24 protein-coding genes and 1 riboswitch are annotated in these 23498 nt (G+C 38.2%); of the genes, 10 read left to right on the top strand and 14 right to left on the bottom strand.

Annotation, left to right across the window (positions count from 1 at the left end; all coding sequences use genetic code 11):
• Positions 1-95: 95 nt before the first annotated feature.
• From AAV97_RS04580 to AAV97_RS04565, 4 genes are all read right to left on the bottom strand, one after another.
• Entirely contained in the window at positions 96-1259 is a 1164-nt protein-coding gene (locus AAV97_RS04580; RefSeq protein ID WP_009584393.1) for an acyl-CoA desaturase, read from the bottom strand.
• A gap of 821 nt (positions 1260-2080) precedes the next feature.
• Entirely contained in the window at positions 2081-2803 is a 723-nt protein-coding gene (locus AAV97_RS04575; protein ID WP_046759940.1) for a glycerophosphodiester phosphodiesterase, read from the bottom strand.
• 176 nt (positions 2804-2979) lie between these two features.
• Positions 2980-3558, bottom strand: a complete 579-nt coding sequence (locus AAV97_RS04570) for a cob(I)yrinic acid a,c-diamide adenosyltransferase (RefSeq protein ID WP_009586257.1) — start codon at positions 3556-3558, stop codon at positions 2980-2982.
• 108 nt (positions 3559-3666) lie between these two features.
• Positions 3667-5547: a TonB-dependent receptor plug domain-containing protein gene (locus tag AAV97_RS04565; RefSeq protein ID WP_035301331.1), complete on the bottom strand. Its 1881-nt coding sequence runs from the start codon at positions 5545-5547 to the stop codon at positions 3667-3669.
• 35 nt (positions 5548-5582) lie between these two features.
• Positions 5583-5790, bottom strand: a riboswitch (cobalamin riboswitch).
• Positions 5791-5932: 142 nt separating this feature from the next.
• On the opposite strand from AAV97_RS04565, the gene AAV97_RS04560 reads away from it, so the two are divergent.
• The 9 genes from AAV97_RS04560 (at position 5933) to AAV97_RS04520 (ending at position 13644) form a co-directional block, all read left to right on the top strand.
• On the top strand, positions 5933-6583 hold the full coding sequence (locus AAV97_RS04560; RefSeq protein WP_005033821.1) for a phosphoribosylanthranilate isomerase: 651 nt from the start codon (positions 5933-5935) through the stop codon (positions 6581-6583).
• Complete coding sequence (gene trpB / locus AAV97_RS04555) at positions 6567-7808, top strand: tryptophan synthase subunit beta (RefSeq protein WP_004824961.1); 1242 nt, start codon at positions 6567-6569, stop codon at positions 7806-7808. Before AAV97_RS04560 ends, trpB begins: the two co-directional genes overlap by 17 nt.
• A 134-nt stretch (positions 7809-7942) precedes the next feature.
• On the top strand, positions 7943-8662 hold the full coding sequence (locus AAV97_RS04550; protein WP_009586259.1) for a CPBP family intramembrane glutamic endopeptidase: 720 nt from the start codon (positions 7943-7945) through the stop codon (positions 8660-8662).
• Between the two features lie 17 nt (positions 8663-8679).
• The gene (locus AAV97_RS04545) at positions 8680-9210 is read left to right on the top strand and encodes a DUF1543 domain-containing protein (protein WP_004824958.1); all 531 of its coding nucleotides are present in this window, start codon (positions 8680-8682) and stop codon (positions 9208-9210) included.
• Between the two features lie 200 nt (positions 9211-9410).
• Positions 9411-9605 (top strand): hypothetical protein, encoded by a 195-nt coding sequence (locus AAV97_RS04540; protein WP_004824957.1) that lies wholly within the window; start codon positions 9411-9413, stop codon positions 9603-9605.
• Between the two features lie 347 nt (positions 9606-9952).
• Complete coding sequence (locus tag AAV97_RS04535) at positions 9953-11596, top strand: nitrite/sulfite reductase (RefSeq protein WP_004824956.1); 1644 nt, start codon at positions 9953-9955, stop codon at positions 11594-11596.
• The gene (locus AAV97_RS04530; protein ID WP_004824955.1) at positions 11589-12074 is read left to right on the top strand and encodes a DUF934 domain-containing protein; all 486 of its coding nucleotides are present in this window, start codon (positions 11589-11591) and stop codon (positions 12072-12074) included. Before AAV97_RS04535 ends, AAV97_RS04530 begins: the two co-directional genes overlap by 8 nt.
• A gap of 223 nt (positions 12075-12297) precedes the next feature.
• A complete protein-coding gene (gene ygiD / locus AAV97_RS04525) occupies positions 12298-13164 on the top strand; it encodes a 4,5-DOPA dioxygenase extradiol (RefSeq protein WP_046759939.1) in 867 nt (288 codons plus the stop codon).
• 126 nt (positions 13165-13290) lie between these two features.
• A complete protein-coding gene (locus AAV97_RS04520) occupies positions 13291-13644 on the top strand; it encodes a DMT family transporter (protein ID WP_004824952.1) in 354 nt (117 codons plus the stop codon).
• A 41-nt stretch (positions 13645-13685) separates the two neighbouring features.
• On the opposite strand, the gene AAV97_RS04515 is transcribed toward AAV97_RS04520, so the two are convergent.
• The 4 genes from AAV97_RS04515 to AAV97_RS04500 form a co-directional block, all read right to left on the bottom strand.
• Positions 13686-14306 carry a rhomboid family intramembrane serine protease gene (locus tag AAV97_RS04515; RefSeq protein ID WP_004824951.1) on the bottom strand — a complete coding sequence of 207 codons (621 nt, stop codon included), beginning with the start codon at positions 14304-14306 and terminating at the stop codon, positions 13686-13688.
• A gap of 351 nt (positions 14307-14657) precedes the next feature.
• A complete protein-coding gene (locus AAV97_RS04510; protein ID WP_004824950.1) occupies positions 14658-15098 on the bottom strand; it encodes a VOC family protein in 441 nt (146 codons plus the stop codon).
• Positions 15099-15224: 126 nt separating this feature from the next.
• Positions 15225-16160, bottom strand: coding sequence for a mechanosensitive ion channel family protein (locus tag AAV97_RS04505; RefSeq protein WP_046759938.1), 936 nt, complete (start codon positions 16158-16160; stop codon positions 15225-15227).
• A gap of 15 nt (positions 16161-16175) precedes the next feature.
• Entirely contained in the window at positions 16176-16997 is an 822-nt protein-coding gene (locus AAV97_RS04500; RefSeq protein WP_004824948.1) for a hypothetical protein, read from the bottom strand.
• Positions 16998-17108: 111 nt separating this feature from the next.
• Between AAV97_RS04500 and gspE the strand changes: the two genes are divergently transcribed.
• Complete coding sequence (gene gspE / locus AAV97_RS04495) at positions 17109-18596, top strand: type II secretion system ATPase GspE (RefSeq protein ID WP_046759937.1); 1488 nt, start codon at positions 17109-17111, stop codon at positions 18594-18596.
• Between the two features lie 162 nt (positions 18597-18758).
• Here the strand turns inward: gspE and AAV97_RS04490 are convergent, their stop codons facing one another.
• From AAV97_RS04490 to AAV97_RS04465, 6 genes are all read right to left on the bottom strand, one after another.
• A complete protein-coding gene (locus AAV97_RS04490) occupies positions 18759-19184 on the bottom strand; it encodes an organic hydroperoxide resistance protein (RefSeq protein WP_005033801.1) in 426 nt (141 codons plus the stop codon).
• A gap of 87 nt (positions 19185-19271) precedes the next feature.
• A complete protein-coding gene (locus tag AAV97_RS04485) occupies positions 19272-19709 on the bottom strand; it encodes a MarR family winged helix-turn-helix transcriptional regulator (RefSeq protein WP_004824944.1) in 438 nt (145 codons plus the stop codon).
• A 79-nt stretch (positions 19710-19788) separates the two neighbouring features.
• Positions 19789-20613: a carbon-nitrogen hydrolase family protein gene (locus tag AAV97_RS04480; RefSeq protein ID WP_005033796.1), complete on the bottom strand. Its 825-nt coding sequence runs from the start codon at positions 20611-20613 to the stop codon at positions 19789-19791.
• Between the two features lie 33 nt (positions 20614-20646).
• The gene (gene gigB, locus AAV97_RS04475) at positions 20647-21171 is read right to left on the bottom strand and encodes an anti-anti-sigma factor GigB (RefSeq protein ID WP_009586265.1); all 525 of its coding nucleotides are present in this window, start codon (positions 21169-21171) and stop codon (positions 20647-20649) included.
• A gap of 113 nt (positions 21172-21284) precedes the next feature.
• Positions 21285-22253, bottom strand: a complete 969-nt coding sequence (gene gigA / locus AAV97_RS04470; protein ID WP_004824939.1) for an RsbU family protein phosphatase GigA — start codon at positions 22251-22253, stop codon at positions 21285-21287.
• A 124-nt stretch (positions 22254-22377) separates the two neighbouring features.
• Positions 22378-23316 carry a VacJ family lipoprotein gene (locus AAV97_RS04465; protein WP_046759936.1) on the bottom strand — a complete coding sequence of 313 codons (939 nt, stop codon included), beginning with the start codon at positions 23314-23316 and terminating at the stop codon, positions 22378-22380.
• Positions 23317-23498 lie beyond the last annotated feature (182 nt).

Below are 23498 nucleotides of genomic sequence, written 5' to 3'. Positions count from 1 at the left end.
TTAGATTTAGATGGTTATAAAAATTAGGCAAAAGAAAAGCTCCAGTTGGAGCTTTTCTATTTATGTGGATTTTTACTGATTTGATGATCGATAGATTAAGAAACAACGTTCTTTTTAATACCGCGCATCAATGTTTCTAAACGCTCACGGTGGAAAGCCAATTTTTGCTCAACCAACTGAAAATCAACTTTAAGTTTGACATCCATTTGGTGAATTTTTTCCGCAACCGAGGCTTTTTTAGCTTGTAACTCTTGCTCTTTTAAAGCTGCCCAATCGTTTAATGTATGGGTGAAAGCTTCATATTCTTGAGAGACTTTTTGTTTCATTGCTAAAATGTCAGCATTTACATTGTGACCGTAAATTGCTAAGTCCTGTTCAGCATATTTAAACTTCATTGCTAATTCTGCTTTTTTAATATTAAAGCTCGGAATACGACGAAGATTTTTTGCTAAACCAATTTTAGAGCATGACCAAATCAACCATTTCGTCGGGTCATATTGCCACCATTTCACGCCATTACGATAATCGTATTGGAAAATATGGTGGTAGTTATGATAACCCTCACCCCATGTCGCAATGGCAAGCAGGAAGTTATCACGTGCAGTATTTTCATCTGTATAAGGACGTTTGCCCCACATATGACATAAAGAGTTAATAAAGAAGGTTACATGGTGGCTGATGATTAAGCGGAGTAAACCACCTAAGAGCAATACGCCCCACATGTCACCTACAGCCCAACCCAATGGAAGGAGAATAGCTGCGTGAACTGCAATGACCAATGGAATGTAATATTTGTCTTGGAACATCACCACTTTATCATTTAACAAATCTGGTGCATTTTTATAGTTTGATTCAGCAGCAGGATAGTTACGTAACATCCAGCCAATGTGTGCATACCAAAAGCCATTGTTAATTGAATATGGATCTTGATCAACATCGTCTACATGACGGTGATGAGTACGGTGACCTGAAGCCCAGAACAAAATACTGTTTTGAACAGCAAATGTTCCCATAATCATCAGAATAATTTTAAGAGGTAAAGTCGCTTCATAAGCACGGTGTGCCCACAAGCGATGATAACCCGCAGTAATGCCTAAACTACTGAGACCGAGTAAAACGAATAAACTAATCCAAGCTGCCACACTAAAATCATGATGGTAGGCATACAATGGAATCGCAATTAATGCCACAAGTGGTAAGAATACCAGAGCAAAAACACCGATCCAATTTATTGGGGCTTTGGGTAGGGGAGCATTCATCTCCAACAGCACTCCTAAGAACCTTCATTAGGTAAAGTTAAACGCATAGCTTCAGCATTTTTCTAGGCTATACTTTCACGAATAGTATCATGAGCGAACAGATGTTCACTAGTATTAGTGTACATCTGTATTGTATAAAACAGTAACAGAATAAAACACAGATTTTAGCGATTTGATCGAAAAAAATGAATGATTAAAAAGTCGTACTTGATTGTCAAAAGTGCGTAAAAAATTTTACCCAGAATAAGTGCCACAACTTCATACTTGGTCGTGATTGAATGCACGAAAGTTTTGAGTTAAATCACTTCCAACACGGTAAAGAAAATCTGATTTTATGCGACTCAATTTATTTTAACCTGAGTTCGATGTAATTAAATCCTCAACTCATTGAAAAATAATAAATCTCTATGGAGTCTTGCTGCGTTTTCATCAAATTTTAGGATGAGGAGCGGAGCTCCGCAAGCGCAACCATCAATAGCTTTTCATTTCTCTTGATCAATAAAATTAAAGCGATCAATATATTGTTTGATGATATAAAGCTTGCACTGCCACGCTTTAGCTCTAGAGTTTAAATTGTTTTGCGTAGGCGATACTTTACTTTTCAGAGATGAAAAGTAACAAAAATCTTCCGTTGAGCGAGGGGTACATCCTAATACCCCCGCTCAACATGGCGACATCCATGTCGCCTCGTGATAGCAAAACTGTTTATGATTCAAAAGTACAAAATAAATGAATCATCCAAATCACTTGTATGAATAATCAGGCGGTTTGGCTGTATCATCTTTCATCAAGGATTTTTATCGAACTCAGATTATTTTAAATTATTGCAATTGACCTAATCCATTTTGCATCAGTTTTGGAAAATCAGTAATTAACCCTTGGATGCCTAAATCACGTAAATGTTGAGCACGTTGAATATCATTCACTGTCCAAACGCTGATATTCAAACCTGCTGCTTGAGTCGCTTGAACTATTGCATCGCTTGCCAACTGATTCATCCAGCCAATTTGGCAACAACCCAGTTCTAATGCCTGTTCAATGGCTTGTTCCTGAATGTCCTCTTCAATCAGTAAACCACGTTTAAATTCTGATTTTTGTTCCTGTAAAGCGTGGTGTATTTTTAAGTCAAAACTGGTGATGACCGAAGTATGTTTAAAATCTTTGAGCTGTTTCTGTAATTCAATAGTAAGCTTTTCAGCATCTTCTACGGTTTCAACAGCCTTTACTTCAACTTCAATATGTTCAAAATCATGCATGATCTTTAAACTTTGGCTCAAAGTCGGTGTCATTTGTTTTTCCCAATCCATCCAGATATTGGCTTGGTTAAACGATGCGAGTTGTGTGCTGTCTAAAGGGTAAAGTGGTTGATCAATTCCTGTGGTTCTTAAGAAATTATCGTCATGCATGATAATCAGTTCATCATCTTTTAATTGTCGCACATCAAACTCAACTGCACGGATGCCTAAGTCATGAATATATTGAAAGCCACTCAAGGTGTTTTCAGGTGCTTCGCCACGTGCACCACGATGTCCGATAATTTTCATAGAATAAACTCGATATTCAGATCATCGATCTCATCATAGAAGCCTAACCATTAGATTATTTTGACTGATGATGAAACTTTAATCTTTAACTGGAAATTTGTGTTTAGTCCTATTCTTTCAGCAGGACTAAACATGATCATACTGTCAAAAAATCATAGATGAATGGTCAAAGATAGTTAAATTGTATCGTTGATGTTCTTTTGCCAAAGCACTTCACTGCCACCTTCTGCACGTTGTAATGTACGAGAGGCAACAAAAAACCAATCTGACAAGCGATTGAGCAATTGCAAGGCTGTGGCTTGAATATTTTGGTCTCTGCTATGCACAGTCATGAGGCTACGTTCAGCACGGCGACATACTGCACGTGCTTGATGAGCATAACTGCATGCCAAGGTGCCTGATGGAAGAATAAACTCTTTTAGCATCGGCAAATCTTCATTCATTTTATCAATTTCATTTTCAAGAAATTCCACACAAACAGGTTGCAGCAAGTTGTAGTTGGGAATACAGACTTCACCCCCCAAATCAAACAGCCAGTGTTGAACTAAACTGAGCGATTTGTCCCAATGGGCTTTATCCGTAATATCACTGATTGAGATTTGTGAACGTAATACACCTACGATCGAATTGAGTTCATCCACATCACCTAAAGCGGTAATACGTAAGTCATCTTTAGGTACACGAGAGCCATCTCCTAATCCAGTGGTTCCCGAATCACCTGTACGGGTGTAAATTTTACTTAAGCGATGTCCCATGATTTTGTCCTAGATAAAAATGAAAAGCTAAAGAATAAAAAAGGATAATGTCGGTCAAAACATTATCCATAAACTGCGCTGTTTTAGATATTTTTTTGAGTCTAGCTTTTAGTAACGGAAAGTTACCCCTGCTGATGCAAGACGACCACCGTTGATATAGTAATAACCATTACTATATGAAGTGGTTTTGTATTGGACGTCGCCAATATTTTGGATGTTTGTAAATAGTTTTATATTGGGATTCACATTCCAAAAGGCATTTACATCGACAGTAGCATAGCCTGAAATTGTACTGTTTTTAGGTCTAGATTTAGCAGAGAGAGATGTACTTATCCCATACACCTCGTTTTGTAAACCAGCTGTTAATGTTAGACTTTGACGCGAACGACGACTCAAATCTTGATCTGTCTCTTTGTCTTTTGGTTGTACATAAGCATAAGAAAGATGAGTAAATAATTCATCATTTGCCCAATCTAGATTGAATTCACCACCTGTAAAAGTTGCTTTTTTGACATTGTATAATCTGCCTTCATATGTAACTGGATCTGTAACATAAGTGATCAAATCATCAACTTCATTACGATATGCAGATAGTCCTAAACTTAATTGATCGGTAATTTTTTGATCTAAACCAATCTCATAGGATACACTTTCTTCAGGTTTCAAATTAGGGTTTCCACCCCAACTGAGTGCATAGAGATCATTGTTCGTTGGAGCACGAAATGCTGTACCAATATTGGTATAAATACTTGTTGCAGGTAAAATTTGGTAGCGAGCTGCTGCTTGCCCAACTGTATGTGTGCCAAATGTTTCGTGATCTTCTACACGTAAACCTAATTGAGTGTGTAATTTATTTGATTGATATTGATGCTGTACAAAATAGCCAGTACTGTCAACATTTTTATTATAATCAACTCCGTAAGCACCACTACCTGAAAGGACATCAGATTTTATATTTTTAGTGGCTACGCCAGCTAAAATATTCTGACTTGGTGTAAATTGCCACTTACTATAAAGTTCAGCTTCTTTGGTTGTGTTATAGATAGCATCATGTGATTCATTTTGCTCTAAATCATCTTTAAATTGAGACAAACGCGCATTAACAGATACACTATCATTAATGTTCACACGACCTTTAATGTTGATGATTTCATTTTTAAAATCTTGAGAGAGATTTTTTAAACCAATTAAATTCCAATTCGCATCATTAATACCATCAATATAAGTTGCTGTACCTTGGTTTTGTGAATAGTCGACTGAAGCAGCATACTGTTCTTTTTCAACACCAAATTTTGCACTTAAGCCTTTTTGATCATATGAGCCTGTTTTTACATTGGTATTTTTAAAATCTGTAACTTGAGTACCATCAGATTCTAAACGTTGCCCACGAATTTGTGCATAAAAGCCGTTTTCAGCCAGATCTGCACCAACCACAGATTTATAAGTATTTTGTTCGCCTATTTCACCAGTGATGAAAGCACCAGTTTTTTCAGGCGTTTTTGAAATCAGTTGTACAACACCACCAATTGCATCAGTTCCATATAAAACTGATGCTGGTCCTTTTAATACTTCTATTTGTTTAATATCTGTTGTATCAATAAAAGCCAATGAAGCAGAACCGGCAGAACCTGTATTTAAACGAACACCATCACGCAGTACTAATGTATGAGTCGAATTTGTACCACGTGTAAAGATAGACGCAGCTTGACCATAACCACCATATTGCATCATATCAATAGAAGCATCACTCATGAGTAAATGCGGTAGTTCTGCAATTGGAGATTGTTCAAGTATCTGTGGTTCTATAATTGAAATACGGGCAGGTACATTTTCAATCTTCTCTTCTGAGCGTGTAGCAGTGACAACAATTGTATTCAGCTTAGAATTCGCTTCTGAATTTGACGACGTTTCAGCAAATGCAGTAGAAGATAACCCCATCGCAATAGCGACAGCACCTACAAGTGCAGTAGGTTTAAAAATAACAGACATGATATGCTCCATACATCCACTCCCCGTGAATGATTGAGTTTAAGGGCACAACAAGCTGGTATCCGGACTTAAATATAGAATCTAAAACAATTCAGATTATTCCACCTTCCCACAAAATATTGCAGTGGTGTAAGCCATGAGACTTATAAAGAATAATATTTTCATTTTACCGTTGCGGGGGCAGTGTTGGATTTTCACCAACTTCCCAAAGCCTAAAGCTAGACTTGTTGCATTTGTGTGCAGTATAAAGTTTGTTAAGTGTATAAACAATGTAAAACAGATAATCCTATATAACTTTAACGCAAGTGAAGGAATTTGCTTTACAATGATTTGTCCAAAATATTGAAAAAATCAGTTTGATCTAAACAAATTCGAGTTCAAAACTATGCGTACCCGTGCCAAAATTTGTGGAATTACACGACCACAGGATATTCATGCTGCCGTAAATGCAGGTGTGGATGCGATTGGTTTTGTGTTTTATGAACCCAGCCCACGTTACGTGACAATTGAACAAGCACAACAACTCGCGCAACTCATTCCACCCTATATCAGTATTGTGGGCTTGTTTGTGAATGCCAGTGCAGAAGATATTGCACTAGTCTTAGCATCTGTCCCTTTAGATATTATTCAATTTCATGGGGATGAAACTGCACAACAATGCCAACAGATTGCCCAATATAATAAGCGTCGTTGGTATAAAGCAATTCAGATCAAACCTGACGCAGACAATTCAGCAATTATTACGACAATTCGACCATACCAACAGGCAGGCGCGAGTGCTATGCTTTTAGATGCATGGCATCCTGAATTGAAAGGGGGAACAGGGCACAGTTTTGACTGGTCGCAATTCCCTAAACTTGATATTCCTTTGATTTTGGCAGGTGGTTTAAAGCCTGAAAATGTTGAAAACGCCATACAAACGACTCAAGCCTATGCAGTCGATGTGAGCGGAGGCGTAGAGTCCGCAAAAGGTATTAAAGACCAACAACTCGTAGAACGATTTATGCAAGGAGTCCAACGTGGATCAGCAAAGTAATCAACAAAATAGTGTGATTGACTATACCCAATTCCCAGATCAAAACGGGCATTTTGGTATCCATGGCGGACGTTTTGTGTCAGAAACTTTAATGGCAGCTTTAGAGGATTTAGAGAAGCTCTATTTCCGTATGAAAGATGATGCTCAGTTTTTGGCAGAATTCGACCGTGATCTCGCTTATTATGTAGGACGCCCTAGTCCTTTGTATTATGCTGAACGATGGTCGAAAGAGTTGGGTGGTGCGCAGATTTATCTTAAACGTGAAGACTTGAATCATACAGGCTCACACAAGGTCAACAATACCATCGGTCAGGCATTATTGGCGAAGCTTTCTGGAAAGAAACGTATTATTGCAGAAACAGGTGCGGGGCAACATGGTGTTGCAACAGCAACCATCGCAGCACGTTTAGGTCTCGAATGCGTTGTCTTTATGGGTGCTGAAGATGTTAAACGTCAGGCGATGAACGTCTATCGTATGCGTTTGCTCGGGGCAACTGTTGTTCCTGTAGAAAGTGGCTCTAAAACATTAAAAGATGCCATGAACGAAGCAATGCGAGATTGGGTCACTAATGTAGACTCAACTTATTATGTCATTGGTACAGTTGCAGGTCCGCATCCGTATCCACAATTAGTACGTGATTTTCAGTCAATTATAGGTCGTGAAGCACGTCAACAAATTCAACAACAGGCAGGTCGTTTACCTGATGCCTTGGTTGCATGTGTGGGTGGTGGTTCAAATGCGATGGGCTTGTTCTACCCATTCTTAAATGATCCAGATGTGAAAATGTATGGCGTTGAAGCTGCTGGTCTGGGTGTAGAAACAGGTAAACATTCAGCACCACTTAATGCAGGTCACGTTGGTGTTCTACATGGTAACCGAACTTACTTAATGTCTGATGAACAAGGTCAAATTATTGAAACACATTCAATTTCAGCTGGTTTGGACTATCCAGGTGTAGGACCTGAACATAGTTTCTTGAAAGATATGCATCGTGTAAATTATGTGCCAATTAACGATACAGAAGCTTTACAAGGTTTCCGTGATTTGACCCATATTGAAGGAATTATTCCTGCATTGGAAAGTTCACATGCGATGGCTTATGTCACTAAGCTGGCACCAACGATGTCAAAAGATCAAATTATTATCGCAACTGTATCAGGTCGTGGTGATAAAGATTTAATGACTGTGGCGCGTATTGATGGTGTGGAAATGGTGGAAATGTAATTCATCATTTTTATTTGGAAAGCCTCTTTTATAAGGGGCTTTTTTATATCTTGATGATAAGCACTCTATACACAGTATTTGGAATTTACGTTCTTTTGCGCAAAATCTACTAAAAATAAAAGATTATCTTGGTTATGCATTTTTTACAAAAAGTTCGGGCTGAAAACTTCCCTGAAAAAATTATCTGGGGATGGAAAGACACTTTTGCCGTTTCTATTCTCCCATTGATTGTTATAAATGGTCTTATTTTAGAAAAAATATTTGGAACCTCGATAGCTGTCAGTTTGGGCGATACTATTTTAAGAGGCGTACTGTTTATTTTAGTGTGCTGCTTATATAAGGATATGTTGTTTAGGCATTGGAAAAAATATCAACAGGCTTTTTGGCGTTCAAGTATATTGGTTGTGGTGGGTGCAATATGCTTACAAGTGATTATCTCACTCACACGTCAATTTCTTCCTGTGAGTGAAAGTCACGAAGAAAGACCATTTATTGATCCTGAAAAAATTGCTTTTCTGAGTTTGTTACTCATCAGCTTTGGACCTTTATTTACTGCACTTTTAGAAGATATCGTGTTCCGCTATACCTTATTACAAAAACTATTTATTCAGCCGTGGTTATGGCGCATGGTTTTGATCATGCTGAATTCGATTTTATTTGGTTTGATTCATTATTATAATTTTGATGGGAACCTAGTCGCAACAATCAGCTTTATGAGTGCAGGATTATTTTTAAACTTGATCTACTTATGCACAAGAAATATATGGCATGTGTTGCTCATTCATTTTCTCAATAATGCGGTATTATCTGTGGGTGGGATTTTACTATTAAAACTTATTCAAACATTCACTTAGTTATTTAGTTGTTGCATATGTCTAGTTTATTTATCGTTATGTTGGGTGGTCGCCATGCACGTGCCAATACGGAAGTCCATGATGTCGTTTTGGCTGTTGGAGACACACTTGAAGAAATTTATCCTCAATTAAAAAATGCGTGGTTTGGTGAACAACAAGGTTTGCATATTGATGCTTGGCAAAAGCTACAAGTCATTGAGTTTGAAAATAAGACATATCAGATCCGTTTTAGTGATGCTCAACCGAATCTATTAGACGCTAAGTTGTGGTTAATTAACCTAGGTGGCTACGATGTAAATGAGTTTGGCGAGTTGCATCGTTATGTTCTTGTTGTCGCCCAAGATGCCAGTGAAGCAAAAAGCAAGGGCAAACAGCATTTTGCCAACCATTGGCAAAAGCAGCACACAGATCGAGTTTTAGATATCGATGATTGTATTGCCATTGATCATGTACATGGTCGCTATGTTGAATTGATTGAAGTAGATACGAAAACAGATTTAAGTCAATTCTGTGAAAGTACGTGGGAAAATACCTACTTGACGATTTAACAGTAAACGCGATTTGATTCATCGAAATGGCGCAGTATTTCAGCCTTAAAAGATTAACAGTGGCTTAATTAGCAATAAACAATATAATTCTTTGCAGTACTTACGCATAAGCCTGTTGCTTATACAACATAGTCTCCGCAATGTTGAACATGAGACTGAATACAATGAGAACTCAAACAAAACACTGTGGAGTGTATGCAATGAGCGGATTATTAGATGAATTGGGTAAAATTGCAGGTGCTGTAATTGCTGAGCAAGGTGTTGATAAATTAGATCCTGATGCTGGATTTTTAGAAAAAGCGGCAGGTGCATTTGCAGGATATGAAGCTGCAAAAATTGCTGAAAATAAACTGGAAAATGATACTGAACAGCAAAGCTCGGATGACCAATCCTAAATTAGCTCTTTAAATCTTTATCTACGAGTGAATCCAAGAGATGATCATGTGTTTAACTCAAGTATTTAAATTGCTTCATGGTTAATCCTCTTTTAATAAGTCTTCAATCAGTTAAAAAGGGCATAGCATCTATGCTCTTTTTTTATTATCTTAAATAAAGATAAGTAATGAAGAAAAACATCAAATGCATTATAACGCTGAGGATATTAAGCGAAGTCTTGCCAATTCAATCCCTGGAGGATGCTTATCAATAAAACCGCTATAAAATATGGAAAAAAAGCATTTCTTTGATAGATCAATACTCGTTATATTGTCCATCGTTATAATGAAACTACTAGCTGTACGCCATGTATTTATATACTGATTTTGATCAGCAACTGATCAACGAACGTGTTGCACAATTCCGTGATCAAACGGAACGTTATTTAGCTGGAAAACTCACTGAAGATGAGTATCGTCCTTTACGCTTACAAAATGGTTTATACGTGCAGCGTTATGCGCCAATGCTACGTATCGCTGTACCTTACGGTTTAATGAATTCTAAACAATTGCGCAAAGTTGCTGAACTTGCTAAAGAATACGACCGTGGCTATGCGCATGTTTCAACACGTCAGAATATTCAGTTTAACTGGCCTGCACTGGAAAACGTTCCTGATATGCTTGAAGGTCTTGCTTCTGTTCAAATGCATGCCATTCAAACCTCAGGAAACTGTATTCGTAATACAACTACAGATCAATATGCTGGCGTTGTGGCTGGAGAAATTGCCGACCCACGCCCAACTTGTGAATTGATTCGTCAATGGTCGACATTCCATCCTGAATTTGCATTCTTACCACGTAAATTCAAAATTGCAGTGTCTGCACTTGAAGAAATTGATCGTGCTGCAACTTCATTCCATGATATCGGTGTGTATTTAACTCGCAATGAAGCGGGTGAATTGGGTTATAAAATCAAAGTTGGTGGCGGTTTAGGACGTACGCCGATCATTGGTTCGATGATTCGTGAATGGTTACCACGTGAAGATTTAATTGCATATTTGGAAGCAGTACTTCGTGTATATAACTTACATGGACGCCGTGACAATAAATACAAAGCACGTATTAAAATTTTGGTGAAAGCATTAACACCTGAAGTGTTTGCTGAAAAAGTGGAAGCTGAGTTTGCAGAAACCATCAAAACATTGAAAGTACAACCCGAGATCTTAGAAAAATTAGATCAAGAATTCATGCCGTTTGATTATCAAGATTATGCGGATGAAGACTTTAGTGCCTTATTTGCTGAATATCCAAAATTCAAGCATTGGTTCAATATCAATACCAATGCACATAAAGTGGCTGGTTATCGTATTGTCACCATTTCACTCAAACGTGCAGGTATTGCACCGGGTGATATGACTGTTGAAGAAATGAATTTGATTGCAGATCTTGCAGACAAATATACTTTTGGCGAGTTGCGTACTACGCACGAACAAAATATTTCATTGGTGGATGTTCCGCAAAAAGATTTATTTGAATTGTGGCAAGTTCTTGAAAAGAACAATTTGGCTCGTGCACATATTGGCTTTATTACCGATATTATTTGCTGTCCGGGTGGTGACTTCTGTTCTTTGGCGAATGCGAAATCAATTCCAATTTCTGAAGCGATTACACGCCGTTTTGATGATTTAGATACAGTTTATAATTTAGGTCATATTGACTTGAATATTTCAGGTTGTATGAATGCTTGTGGTCACCACCATGTCGGTAATATCGGTATTTTAGGTGTAGATAAAAAAGGTGCGGAATTCTATCAAATTACTTTGGGCGGAAACGCAGACCACGATGCTTCAATTGGTGACATTTTAGGACCATCATTTGCTGCGGAAGCTGTACCTGATATTATTGATGAAATTTTAAATACTTACCTTGATCTTCGTAATGAAGGTGAAGCATTTATTGAAACTTACCGCCGTGTCGGCATTAAACCATTTAAGGAGCGTGCATATGCTTAATACCGCACTTCAAGTCCTCTCTAAAGATGGCTCTATTGCAGACAATACTTATCAAATTATTGGTGAGGATGGTGTGTTACCTCAAGGTGATGTATTGTTGACTGTTGAACAGTTGGATCAGCTTGCCAATGTAACAGGTAAAAAAGCGCTATTGATCACTGTGGATGCTTCGCCAGAAACTAACCAGTTTCCGCTTGATCAGTTAGATGCAATCTTTATTGATTTTGCAGGGTTTAATGATGGTCGTGGTTATTCCTTTGCAGCATTATTGCGTCGCCAAGGTTACCAAGGTGAGCTTCGTGCAACTGGTGATGTATTTAAAGACGTTTTGAATTATATGAAGCGTTCAGGTTTTGATACCTTTGTAATTAAAGAAGGTAAAGATATTCAAGAAGCTGCTGCTGGTTTAGGTGATTTTACTCACCCTTATCAAGCCTCTACAGCAGTACCGAAAGCGCATTATCAAACCGGCGCTTGATTATTTTAAGCATTGATTTTGAATTAGAAAGCCGAACATATGTTCGGCTTTTTTCTGGATGATTGGTCGAATTATTAAACATGAATGCTTTCATGCCGACTAAAACTATGTTCAAAGTTAAATCAGGAATTTAAATTGATCGTTGCATTTTTGCAATGTTGTATGCTGTAAAAGTCGCTGTTTTACCGAATTGAAAGATCACATAATGAAATAAAGATTTATTATGGTGAATAAAATGCTCAATCAAACAACAGGTGATTTATCGTTACTCAAAGGTTGGAATGCAACTTTACCGAATACTGAAGTCATGCCTGTATTGTTTCTTGGGCATGGTTCTCCAATGAATGCCATTCAAACCAATGATTTTACACGTTCGTGGAATCGTATTGGTGCTGAAATGGAGACACAACCGACAGCAATTTTATGTATTTCTGCACATTGGCTTACACAGGGTGTTACAGCAGTTACTGCCATGCAACAACCAAAAACGATTCATGATTTTGGTGGCTTTCCTCAGGCACTATTTGATATGCAATATCCTGCTTCTGGAAATAAGGCACTGATTGAAGAAACAACTGCTGCGATTCATCGTGTTGAAGTTCATCATGATCATACGTGGGGCTTGGATCATGGAACATGGGCGGTGTTATGTCATGTATTTCCACAAGCCAATATTCCCGTCGTACAGTTGAGTATCGACTACAGTCAGGATGCACAATATCATTATGATTTGGCAAAAGAATTAGCTCAATTGCGCCGTAAAGGTGTTTTGATTGTTGCGAGTGGTAATTTGGTCCATAACCTTAGAAAAGTTGCTTTTGACAAATTTGATGGTCACTTTGGTTATGATTGGGCTTTAGAAGCAGATGCAAAAATGAAGAATTTTTTGTTAAGTCATAATCATCAAGCATTGATTGATTGGCAAAAGCAGGGTCCTGAATTTTTATTGTCGATTCCAACACCCGATCACTATTATCCAATGTTATATGCTTTAGGTTTACAGGAAGAAAATGATCAGCTGAGTATTTTTAATGATCAAGCCGTAGCAGGTTCTTTGACCATGACATCATTTAGGTTGGATCAAGCATAGTTTTTAAAATTCAAACCAAAAAAGGTGAATCGAGGGATTCACCTTTTTATTTATTCAAAGATTCTACTGGTTGTTGAGGTTTACTCAAGATAAAATTTGCCGATGATGATTTGAACTAAAACGACAATGTCTTTCTTACTTGCAAAAATTAATCCTGGGGTATTTTGGTTGTTAATCGCAATTGCGACTGATGTTCTATCCACATTTTATTCTGCTAAAGGCAATGGTTTGGTCAATAAATTTGATCAAGGCATCGCTCTAGTTTTGTATATCATTTCTTTTGCATGTGCGGCTTATGCGTTGAAATTTATGCAAGCTGGAATTCTATATGTTTTATGGTCTGGGCTTGGGGTGATTGCCACTGCGTTATTAGCCAAGACATTTTTAGGTCAAAATATTGATTTTGCTGGCTGGGTCGGGATTGCTTTTATTACTGTTGGTCTCACAATTATTGCGCAATTTTCCAATATTGATGTCTAAAGCTTAACCATAGCTTAGACATCAGTGGGTGAATGCAAAATTTAAAAAAGTGGTGAATTAATAAACTTATAAAAAAATGCTGTGCCCAGAGAAGGTTCTAAAAGTAATGGGAATAAGAAACCATAGATTGCACCAGTAATATGAGCACGATGGTCAATCAGTGGTGAATGCCCAGAACGAATCGCATACATGCTATAGCACAAATATATTGTTCCAAAAATAATTGCGGGAACAGGTAAAATATAGATATAGATCATGCCCCAAGGATTAAATAAGATCGAACTAAACAGTACTGCATTGACAGCACCTGAGGCGCCTAAACTTCGATAAGAGTTTAAATTCCGATGATGCAAATAGCTTGGAATAGCAGCAATAATGATGGCGCTACAATAAAATAAGACAAAGCCCATACCACTTAAATAACCACGGAAAAACCATTCAATATTTCGTCCAAAGAAATACAAGGTAAACATATTAAAGAATAAATGCATACCATCATTGTGGATGAAACCATGTGTTAAAAAGCGATCATATTGACCATGCTTAATTGCTGAAATATTGAAAATCAAACGATTCATGACATGGCGTTGTTGCCAAGCAATGATAGAAATTGCAATCGTGATGAGAATAATCAGAAGTGTATGGGTAAGCCCTGTGATCATATTTGTTATAAATGATGTCGTTTTCTTGAGTGAACTATAGCCTATATCATGTCGAATCAATAGGCTATATTTTAATGAGATGATTAGGGGCTGTGGGCAATTCGTCTATGTTTGCGACTAGGTGTGTTTTTTAGGCGATTCTAGGCGCGAAATACGAAATTTAGTCATTCTAAATGAGTAGTTCGTAACGACGAAGCGCTAAAAAACACGCTAGTCCCGAAGGGTTGTGGTTAAAATTATCTCAGGCTACGTTATGAAACTTAAAAATAGTCTCGCTATTCTCTTCATTTCATGCCTTGCCTGCTCAATTTTAACTTACAACGCAAGCCATTTATGAAATGTCCACAGCCCCTAAACTTCATTGAGTTGGCAGTTTACCATCCATCGAATACCAAACTGATCTGTGAAAGCGCCATATAGAGCACCCCAAAACGTTTTATCCAAAGCCATTTCAATCTGACCATTGGCAGAGAGTGCTGTAAATAATCGTTGAGCTTCATCCGCTTCATGTGCTTCTAAATTAATCGAAATATAATGATTAGTTCCTTTGCTGAATGGAGCACTATTTGGTGCACAGAACTGTTCAGTTGTATCCGAGCCCATCAATACAGTAAAGTCATTAATGGGCAAAGAAACGTGCAAAATATAATTTTTCTCTTGTTCAGGGACTTGGACATCAGGCAATTCTGAATAGCGCTTTAAAAAAGAGAAATCTCCACCAAAAACCGACTTATAAAAGTTAAAAGCGGCTTCTGTTTGACCTTCAAAATTTAAATAATGATTGAGTTGCATTGTGCTTGTGTCCATTTTGTTGTTTTGAAGTGACTAATTTATCAGCTCATTGTTTAAAAATTGATGAAGGTTTTGTAATTGGACAGATGAATGCTTGATACCAAGGATTCATCTGTCCATTGAGCTTTAAAGCTGTTTATCTTGTTTTTGCTCTAACTTTAAATCTTGTTGATTGGCATATCCATCAATGTCTGCATCTTGCAGTGGTTCATTTGGATTTGGACGATCCACAAAACCAATTTTAGGCACAGGAATCTCAATTTGATTTTCGACAAAACGATTACGGATCAGCTCATGAATTTCATCTTTAACTTGTAGATAGTTGGCTTGCATACACCAAAGTGCAAATAAAATTTCAATGGATGATTCACCAAACGCGGATACAGTTACACGTGGTTTAGGATCTGCCAAAACCAATGGGTAATCGTTGGCGACCTCAATCAATACTTCACGGACTTTGTTAATATTTTCATTAAAATTAATTGCTACCGTGATCGACAATCGTCGTATCGGGAATTTTGATAGATTATGGACTGGTGCCCGAATCAGTTGCTCATTAGGCAAGCGTACATAAACATTGTCCATGGTTAAAAGTTTCACAGACAAAAGGTCAATCGAAATCACTTCACCTTCAATCGTATGCCCACGAATGAGGGTGATTTGGATTGTATCACCGACTTCAAAAGAACCTTCACCGATTAAAAATAATCCACTGATCAAGTTAGATGCTGAGGTTTGTGAGGCGAAACCCAGTGCTACGGTCAAAATCCCTGCTGCACCTAAAAATACACTGAGTTTAAATCCTGCTTCTTTTAAACTGGCAATTACAAACAGCAAGAAAATAAAATAAAAAATACCTCTACGCCACACCAAACGTTGATGTGCATTAAAACGTGCACCTATAGTTCGAATAAAAGTATTGGAAATAACACGCGCCAGTACAAAGCCAACAAAGCAGAGAATCAGTGCAACGGCAATTTCACTTAAACGATCTAAATTTACATTGGTGAAAATGCCTTTTAAGCTGTCCGCGATATCTTTGGGAATATTGGATTGAGCCATTGTTTACCTCATCCCTTAGAAAAATGAATCAAACATGTTAAATAATGCGCCACCCGGTGAACGTGGTGGATGAACATAAATCACTTCTCCAGCCAGTGGTGGGGTACGATTTTCAATTCTAACGCGAGCTGGGCGATCATTGCCTTCATAAATGACCTTAATTTGTGAGGTCCATAGACGACCTGTACTTTCACTATAAAATAAAGGCAATGCAGGAACAGGCACATTCATCCGATCAAAGCGTAATTGATGACTGCTGACATTGTGAAAATCAATCGGGGTAACAGCACGAAAAGCACGGGGGCGCAATAAATTCAATTCTGTACGACCATCGACTGAGGTCGCATAACACATTTCACCTGTACGGTGATCTGGGCCAAACCATGTATCCTTAGGCAAAATCACAGGAATATCAAATAGTGGCTCTTTCTGTGCCTGAACAAAGCCTGAAATCCATAAGGGGGTACTGATATAAAGCGTACCACGTTGTCCTGCTGGAATATAAATAGGATCGACAGGACGAATAACTACAGAACGGTCAGCCAATCGGGGCATTAGCTGAAATGTTTTGTGGGTTTCTCTAAACATGTAGCGCTCAACATGCACGGGTTCAGGAAAACCAAAATTCACATCATGAATTTTATGCCATTGCTGTTCATAGTCGTACTGGAAGTGTGGGCGATAGTATTCTAAACGCCATTCTTGTAAACCACGTGTAATGCGCATCATCATTGAACCAAATTGCCATGCTTTGGATTGGTTCAATTCAAAATTTTGTTCTCCCCACCATTTTAAGTCAGGGAGTTCTGGTTCAAGATGGTCTTTCTTTTTAGACAAAAGTGTTCATCCTATTCATAAAATCATCATCAAATCTTTAACAAACAGACTTCACGCTGTCATGTGCATAGAGTACACTCAAAGCAATTTAAATGATTAATATAAGTTGTAATGCAAGTTCTTAAACAATTACAAATACCATATAGTTTTGCAAAACGGCATGGAGTGCTGTTGCGTTATGAAGGTGATCAAGTTTTTATTGTTCGTCGTCAGGATACCGCACAAATTGCGATTCAGGAAGCACGTCGTTATCTTGGTCGCGTTGCACAACATCAATTATGCAATGAAACTGAATTTAATCAAATGCTCAGTTCAAGCTATGCAGGTGAAACAGGTGAGTCACAACAAGTCGCAGCTGGCTTGGAAGATCATCCCGACTTATTAAGCCTTGCCGATCAAGTCCCTGAAATGGAAGATTTGATGGATCAGGAGGATGATGCACCTATTGTCCGACTCATCAATGCCTTATTGTCAGAAGCCATTCGTGTGGGCGCATCTGATATTCATATTGAAGCATTTGAAAAGAAATTATCTGTGCGATTACGTGTTGATGGTCAGTTGCGTGAGATTGTACAACCACGTCGAGAGCTTGCACCGTTGTTGGTATCACGTATCAAGGTGATGGCAAAACTGGACATTGCTGAGAAGCGTATTCCGCAAGATGGTCGTATTTCTTTACGTCTTGCTGGGCGTGAGGTGGATGTTCGTGTATCCACACTGCCATCATCTCATGGTGAGCGTGTGGTGATGCGTTTGCTGGATAAGCAGGCTGGACGTTTAAACATGACGCATTTGGGACTGATGAAAAACGACTATGATCGCTTGACTCAATTGGTTCACCGTCCACACGGCATTATTTTGGTTACGGGACCAACAGGTTCTGGTAAAACAACAACTTTATATGCCGCACTTTCTGACTTAAATGATGGTTCAAAAAATATTCTGACCGCTGAAGATCCAATCGAATATCAACTTGAAGGTATTGGACAAACCCAAGTTAACACCAAAGTGGATATGACTTTTGCGCGTGCGCTGAAAGCGATGCTTCGCCAAGATCCTGATGTTGTGATGGTGGGGGAAATTCGTGACTTAGAAACCGCAGAAATTGCAGTTCAAGCCTCTTTAACAGGTCATTTGGTTTTATCTACACTCCATACCAACACTGCAATTGGTGCGGTAACACGTTTGAAAGATATGGGAATTGAACCCTTCTTATTATCCAGTTCATTAATTGGTGTGATTGCACAACGCTTGGTACGGACTTTATGTTCTCATTGCCATACATGGCGTGAAGCAGATGATTTTGAAAAAGATGTATTTAAACCTGTGAGTTTAGAATCGGATCTGAAACTACCTGTGCCAAACGGTTGTGATTATTGTTCACATACGGGTTTTACAGGACGTACTGCAATTTATGAAATTGTACCGATTGATGAGCAAATGCGTCGTTTAATTCATGGCAATGCAGCTGAGTACGAACTTGAAGAATATGCACGTAGAGATGCGGGTTCAATTCGTGATGATGGTTTACGTAAAGTATTGGCGGGTAAAACGACCATGGAAGAAGTATTACGTGTGACCAATGAGGCAGCTGAATAGTTAGAGTTGACTTGGTTGTATAATTGGAATTTTTTTTCGCTTTACTGAGTGTGTGGCTGGAGTAGCAATTAATTCTATTTTGTTCATAAAGTTCAACCAGAAATAAAACAGTGAGCCCCTACTTAAGAAATAAAAATTCTATTTTTAAGTAGGGGTATAGCATTAAACAATCACATTCAATGTCACATCAATATTGCCACGAGTCGCATTTGAATATGGGCAAACAATATGAGCAGCATCGACTAATTTCTGTGCTTCTTCTTGCTCTAAACCTTCTAAATGAATGTTTAACGTCACTTGAATACCAAAGCCAGTAGGAATAGGACCAATACCGACATCACCTTCGATATATACATCTGGGGTAATTTTTAAATGATCACGATTCGCAACAAATTTCATCGCACCTAAGAAACAAGCTGAATAACCTGCTGCAAAAAGTTGTTCTGGATTGGTTCCACCACCAGCACCGCCCATTTCTTTTGGAACAGCGAGTTTAACATCTAAAATTCCATCTGATGATGTTGCACGACCATCACGACCACCTGTTGCTTTTGCATGTGCTGTATAAACCACTTTTTCTAAAGACATTGGATGCTTCCTTTGATTGTGTTCAAATATATCGTATACGATATAAATATTTAAACAAGTAGTGTTTGTGTAAAATTTAATAAAAAATTATTTTGAAATGTTGTCGCGTAAAGTTGAAAGAAGCGCTTTAAGCTCAGCCAGAGTATCTAAATTACATTCACTGGCTTGAGCGATTTGAAGTGGGATATCAACGGCTTTTAATTTTAATTGCTGTCCTTCTTCAGTTAGGCTAATGATCACTTGACGTTCATCAAGGGTCGAACGTTCCCGATTAAGTAAACCATGACTTTGTAATTTTTTAAGCAAAGGGGTTAGCGTAGAGGATTCTAAAAACAGCTTTTCACCTATTTCAGAGACAGTTACACCATCTTTTTCCCAAAGCACGAGCATGACTAAGTATTGTGGGTAAGTTAAGCCCAATGGTGCAAGTATTTTTCGGTACAGTTGATTGAGTGCCAAGTTCGTAGAATAAACAAGAAAGCAAACTTGATGATCAAGATTTAAATGTGAATAGTCTTGTTGCATGCTTGTCTCAAAAGATATGACTCATACTGAGTATAACGCTGTTTGTCATATTCATAAAATAAAGTCATTTGGGAAAATATTAGAGAGTAATCAATCGGCGATGTTGTATCAGTGGCATTGATGCACGAACAGCATCTTGTTCAGCTAAATCAAAAGGTACAGTCAGCAGTTGAGCGCCTTCCTGATTTGACATTGCCAAAATTTGACCTCGGCTATTGGTTGCCCCAGCATGGCCCCAAGTTTGGCGTTTCTCACCGTGCCAACCTTGTTGAGCAGCACCTAAAACTTGACATTGACTGTCCATCGCACGAGCTTGCAGTAATAACTGCCAATGCATTTGACCTGTGGTATAAGTAAATGCAGCAGGCGCTGTTAAAAGATTTGCACCTTCGGAGCGAAGTATCAGTGCAAGTTCAGGAAAGCGTAGGTCATAGCACACCATCAAGCCGATATTGCCAAAAGGTGTTTTTGCAACCACAACATCATTGCCTGGTTCAAAGAATTTTGATTCTTGATAGCCACCAACAGCATCGCCCACTTGCACATCAAACAAGTGAATTTTGTCATAACGCGCCTCAGTACGTTCAGGGCTAATACATAAGCTTACTGTACGTACACGACCATCTTCAATGATAGAGCCATCTGGACGGAACGGGCACGGTAATGTACCGGCAACTATCCATATTTGATAACGATGTGCTAAATGCTCTAAACGCTTTTGAATATCTTCAAAGCGTGTCGCAGTTTCTCGTTGTTTTCCAGCCGCGAAACAGACAAAGTTTTCTGGGAAAACAATCAAAGATGCACCATCAGCTTTACTTTGTTGCACCAATGACTCAATCACACTGAAGTTAGCTTCAATGTCATTTTGAGAATTCATTTGAACAACAGAAAGTAAAGTCATGTGCTATCCCTAATCATAACAATTTTGAAAAGATTAAGCGTTTTGCTGATCTGAAGATACACATTCCATAGTATCTTGCTGCTTTTCAAGTTGTTTCACTAATGGCTCGAACATATTTTGATTGTTTTCGTTGAGCTTCATTAACGTTTTGTGTGCATCGAGAACGGTACACAACATGGTGCTGTGATTCACATTGTCGTCAATCAAAGCATTGGTACATACTTTAGGGTCACCACAATAATTTAAAATGACAAACACCTGCCCTAAGCCCATGCTATTGGCTAGAGTGGTAATGTCTGGATTTGTGGATAGCATGACTGCTTGGATGTGGTGTACTTGTTTTAACTTTAAACCAAGTTTCGCAAGTATTCCAAGAACAGTACTATCAATAAATGTGGTTTGGGTTAAATCAACAATTGCGCCAATGACGTTTTTCTGTTGTTCAATCCTTGCCAAAAGTTTGTCTAAACTAATACAAGATTGGGCTCGCACTTCACCAATAAGTTTGAAAATATGCGTTCCATTCAAGCTTGCATATTCAACATGACCTGTTGACATATAAATGCCATTTGCAGAGAAGGATAGGAAAATTATCACATAGCGCAAGTCTATACTCAAGCGTTTGCATATCAGTTAATAGTCTAATTAGTTATATGTATTTGATTATAATGTTAATTCATTCTACGAAGACTGAGGATGGCAATGTCATCTGCGACGTGATCTGGCGCGCGGAATGATTGATTTTGCAAATGATAGACCAATTGAGCGAATTGTTCATTCAAGCCACCAGAAAAAGGTTCAAGTGCACCATCAGAACAAATAATGAACCGCGCATGCTTATTTAAAGTACATTCAAATTCTTCAACCTCTAAGTCTTCTGTAAGTCCTAAAGGAAAGCTACTGGTATTTAAAACACGAGGAGCTTGATTGGGTTCAAAAATAATAGGGGGAGGATAGTGTCCCGCACTTGACCACTTTAATGTATGTGTCTCAATGTTGAGAATTCCTGCCAGCATAGTGATGTGTTTTTCAATATTCTCTTGGACAAGCATTCCATTCAGTTTCTTAATTAACTCTCTTGGTGTTTTTGAACGCCCGTGAAAAGCTGCCATCCATGAAGTCAACAAAGAGCTGGTTACGCCATGACCAGAGACATCCGCCAAATAGAACATGATTTCTTTATCACTGATTTTCCAGTAATCATACCAGTCACCAGACAAGTAAGCTGAAGGCTGAAAAAGGGTTTCAACTTTATAGTTTTGCAAGTCTATTGGATTGGGGAGGAGTTTTTTTTGTAATTCTGCAGCAGAGGGTAGATCGCGACTATCTTGGTTTCGTTTATATTGGGCATCTATCTTAAAGAGCGAACCTTCAAGGTTGCTAGGAAGCTTGGTCCAGATCCAACCAGCAAGCGCACCGAGTTCCCATGCTTGGGAAAGCTCAGCACCTTCGTTCTCTTGTGCAATGACAATCGTTGGCAGTGCCCATTGATATTCTAAAAAATCATGTACATCTGCAATCGCGATTCTGGTCGGATCATAAAGATGAATCTCTTCAATGGTAATCATCTGCAAGCTTGGAAGCGTATTTAATACGTGCTCTAAACTTGAAATCTGGCGACTGGGTTGAATGAAATACATAGAAGAAATGAATGATCCTTAATCAATATAAAAAGCGATACCCACTAGATTTACTATAGATAACACCACATTGCTAGTAAAACTAAAGAGATTACTAGCAAATAAGTTTAACAAAATATTGTGATTATTTGTTTGTGCCTGTATCAGATGAATCATCAGTATCATCGTCGTCATCACCAACAAAAGAAACAGCTTCTGCACCACCGCCTTTTTTCTCTGCGATTTGGAAAGCAAGGCGCTGTAAATAAATATCACGGATTGCTGAATAGCGATCACCTTGCAATACATTTTCCACATCTAATAGTTTTGAGCGTGTATTGATCCCGCCTAAAACACGATTTCCCCAAATTAAACCTGTTTGATTGTTATCATCCATTGGATAGCTAATGGGATTTGCATAGCTTTCAGCAACGTAATCCACAGAGTGGCGAAGTGTACTTGGTCCTAAGACAGGTAACATGAGATAAGGACCACTCGGTACACCATAATAGCCAAGTGTAATGCCTAGACTTTCTTCTTCAGTCGATAAACCTAAACGAGTTGCAGGGTCTGCTAGACCTAAAGAAGTAACAGTATTCAGTGTAAAACGACCCAATGATTTAGCTGCACGCTTAAAACGACCTTGAGCAAGCTGATTAACCGCATTCCACGGCTCGCTTAAATTTTTACGAAACAGACTATATGAAGAGCGTACATCTTCAGGAACTTTTTGCTTATATTGAATGGCTGCTGGTCGAACGACATTACGGTCAATCATATCGTTAAATGCATAAATTTCGCGGTTTAACGGTTGTAGGGGATCTTTTACAGCATCTGGTTGAGCAGCATTTGCATTTACTTTTAAATCATTTTTTGTAATGTTTTTGAGCTCTTTAAGTGCTTCAATTCTTGGGTGCTTAGACATTGCTGGATCAGAAGAATTCTCTTGAGACAACTTATCAGCTGAAACAGAGTCAACAGCATTGTCAGAATTTTCTTGGGTAGATAATTCTTCTTGAGCAAATACATGGCTCGTCAGACCAATGCTGAGTAAACAAGCCCAAAGTACGTGATAAGGACGCATAGAATTCCTTGAAATATGCTTATAGTAAAAATGGTCGATAATATTATTAAAGACACTTTCGTATTCTAACAGTAGTTGTTGCATATGTATTAAAGCAAATTTGATTAAAAAGTGTGAATAAATTTGATTAATGGATAATATTTGTACGAACAAATGAAATAATTAAAAAAAGGGGTTGTGTT

The organism is Acinetobacter sp. Ag2, from assembly GCF_001005515.1.
GTDB lineage: Bacteria > Pseudomonadota > Gammaproteobacteria > Pseudomonadales > Moraxellaceae > Acinetobacter > Acinetobacter bereziniae.
This window is presented reverse-complemented; position numbering and strand designations above follow the sequence as displayed.

What these genes read in the sequence shown, in the direction of transcription:
- AAV97_RS04565 (WP_035301331.1), bottom strand. Translation starts at nt 5,547, where the DNA reads ATGTCTGTTATTTTTAAACCTACTGCACTTGTAGGTGCTGTCGCTATT.
- AAV97_RS04560 (WP_005033821.1), top strand. Translation starts at nt 5,933, where the DNA reads ATGCGTACCCGTGCCAAAATTTGTGGAATTACACGACCACAGGATATT.
- AAV97_RS04520 (WP_004824952.1), top strand. Translation starts at nt 13,291, where the DNA reads ATGTCTTTCTTACTTGCAAAAATTAATCCTGGGGTATTTTGGTTGTTA.
- AAV97_RS04465 (WP_046759936.1), bottom strand. Translation starts at nt 23,316, where the DNA reads ATGCGTCCTTATCACGTACTTTGGGCTTGTTTACTCAGCATTGGTCTG.
- AAV97_RS04515 (WP_004824951.1), bottom strand. Translation starts at nt 14,306, where the DNA reads ATGATCACAGGGCTTACCCATACACTTCTGATTATTCTCATCACGATT.
- gspE (WP_046759937.1), top strand. Translation starts at nt 17,109, where the DNA reads ATGCAAGTTCTTAAACAATTACAAATACCATATAGTTTTGCAAAACGG.
- AAV97_RS04480 (WP_005033796.1), bottom strand. Translation starts at nt 20,613, where the DNA reads ATGACTTTACTTTCTGTTGTTCAAATGAATTCTCAAAATGACATTGAA.
- AAV97_RS04580 (WP_009584393.1), bottom strand. Translation starts at nt 1,259, where the DNA reads ATGAATGCTCCCCTACCCAAAGCCCCAATAAATTGGATCGGTGTTTTT.
- AAV97_RS04485 (WP_004824944.1), bottom strand. Translation starts at nt 19,709, where the DNA reads ATGCAACAAGACTATTCACATTTAAATCTTGATCATCAAGTTTGCTTT.
- AAV97_RS04490 (WP_005033801.1), bottom strand. Translation starts at nt 19,184, where the DNA reads ATGTCTTTAGAAAAAGTGGTTTATACAGCACATGCAAAAGCAACAGGT.
- AAV97_RS04505 (WP_046759938.1), bottom strand. Translation starts at nt 16,160, where the DNA reads ATGGCTCAATCCAATATTCCCAAAGATATCGCGGACAGCTTAAAAGGC.
- gigA (WP_004824939.1), bottom strand. Translation starts at nt 22,253, where the DNA reads ATGTATTTCATTCAACCCAGTCGCCAGATTTCAAGTTTAGAGCACGTA.
- AAV97_RS04540 (WP_004824957.1), top strand. Translation starts at nt 9,411, where the DNA reads ATGAGCGGATTATTAGATGAATTGGGTAAAATTGCAGGTGCTGTAATT.
- AAV97_RS04530 (WP_004824955.1), top strand. Translation starts at nt 11,589, where the DNA reads ATGCTTAATACCGCACTTCAAGTCCTCTCTAAAGATGGCTCTATTGCA.
- gigB (WP_009586265.1), bottom strand. Translation starts at nt 21,171, where the DNA reads ATGTCAACAGGTCATGTTGAATATGCAAGCTTGAATGGAACGCATATT.
- AAV97_RS04545 (WP_004824958.1), top strand. Translation starts at nt 8,680, where the DNA reads ATGTCTAGTTTATTTATCGTTATGTTGGGTGGTCGCCATGCACGTGCC.
- AAV97_RS04510 (WP_004824950.1), bottom strand. Translation starts at nt 15,098, where the DNA reads ATGCAACTCAATCATTATTTAAATTTTGAAGGTCAAACAGAAGCCGCT.
- AAV97_RS04550 (WP_009586259.1), top strand. Translation starts at nt 7,943, where the DNA reads ATGCATTTTTTACAAAAAGTTCGGGCTGAAAACTTCCCTGAAAAAATT.
- AAV97_RS04535 (WP_004824956.1), top strand. Translation starts at nt 9,953, where the DNA reads ATGTATTTATATACTGATTTTGATCAGCAACTGATCAACGAACGTGTT.
- ygiD (WP_046759939.1), top strand. Translation starts at nt 12,298, where the DNA reads ATGGTGAATAAAATGCTCAATCAAACAACAGGTGATTTATCGTTACTC.
- AAV97_RS04570 (WP_009586257.1), bottom strand. Translation starts at nt 3,558, where the DNA reads ATGGGACATCGCTTAAGTAAAATTTACACCCGTACAGGTGATTCGGGA.
- AAV97_RS04575 (WP_046759940.1), bottom strand. Translation starts at nt 2,803, where the DNA reads ATGAAAATTATCGGACATCGTGGTGCACGTGGCGAAGCACCTGAAAAC.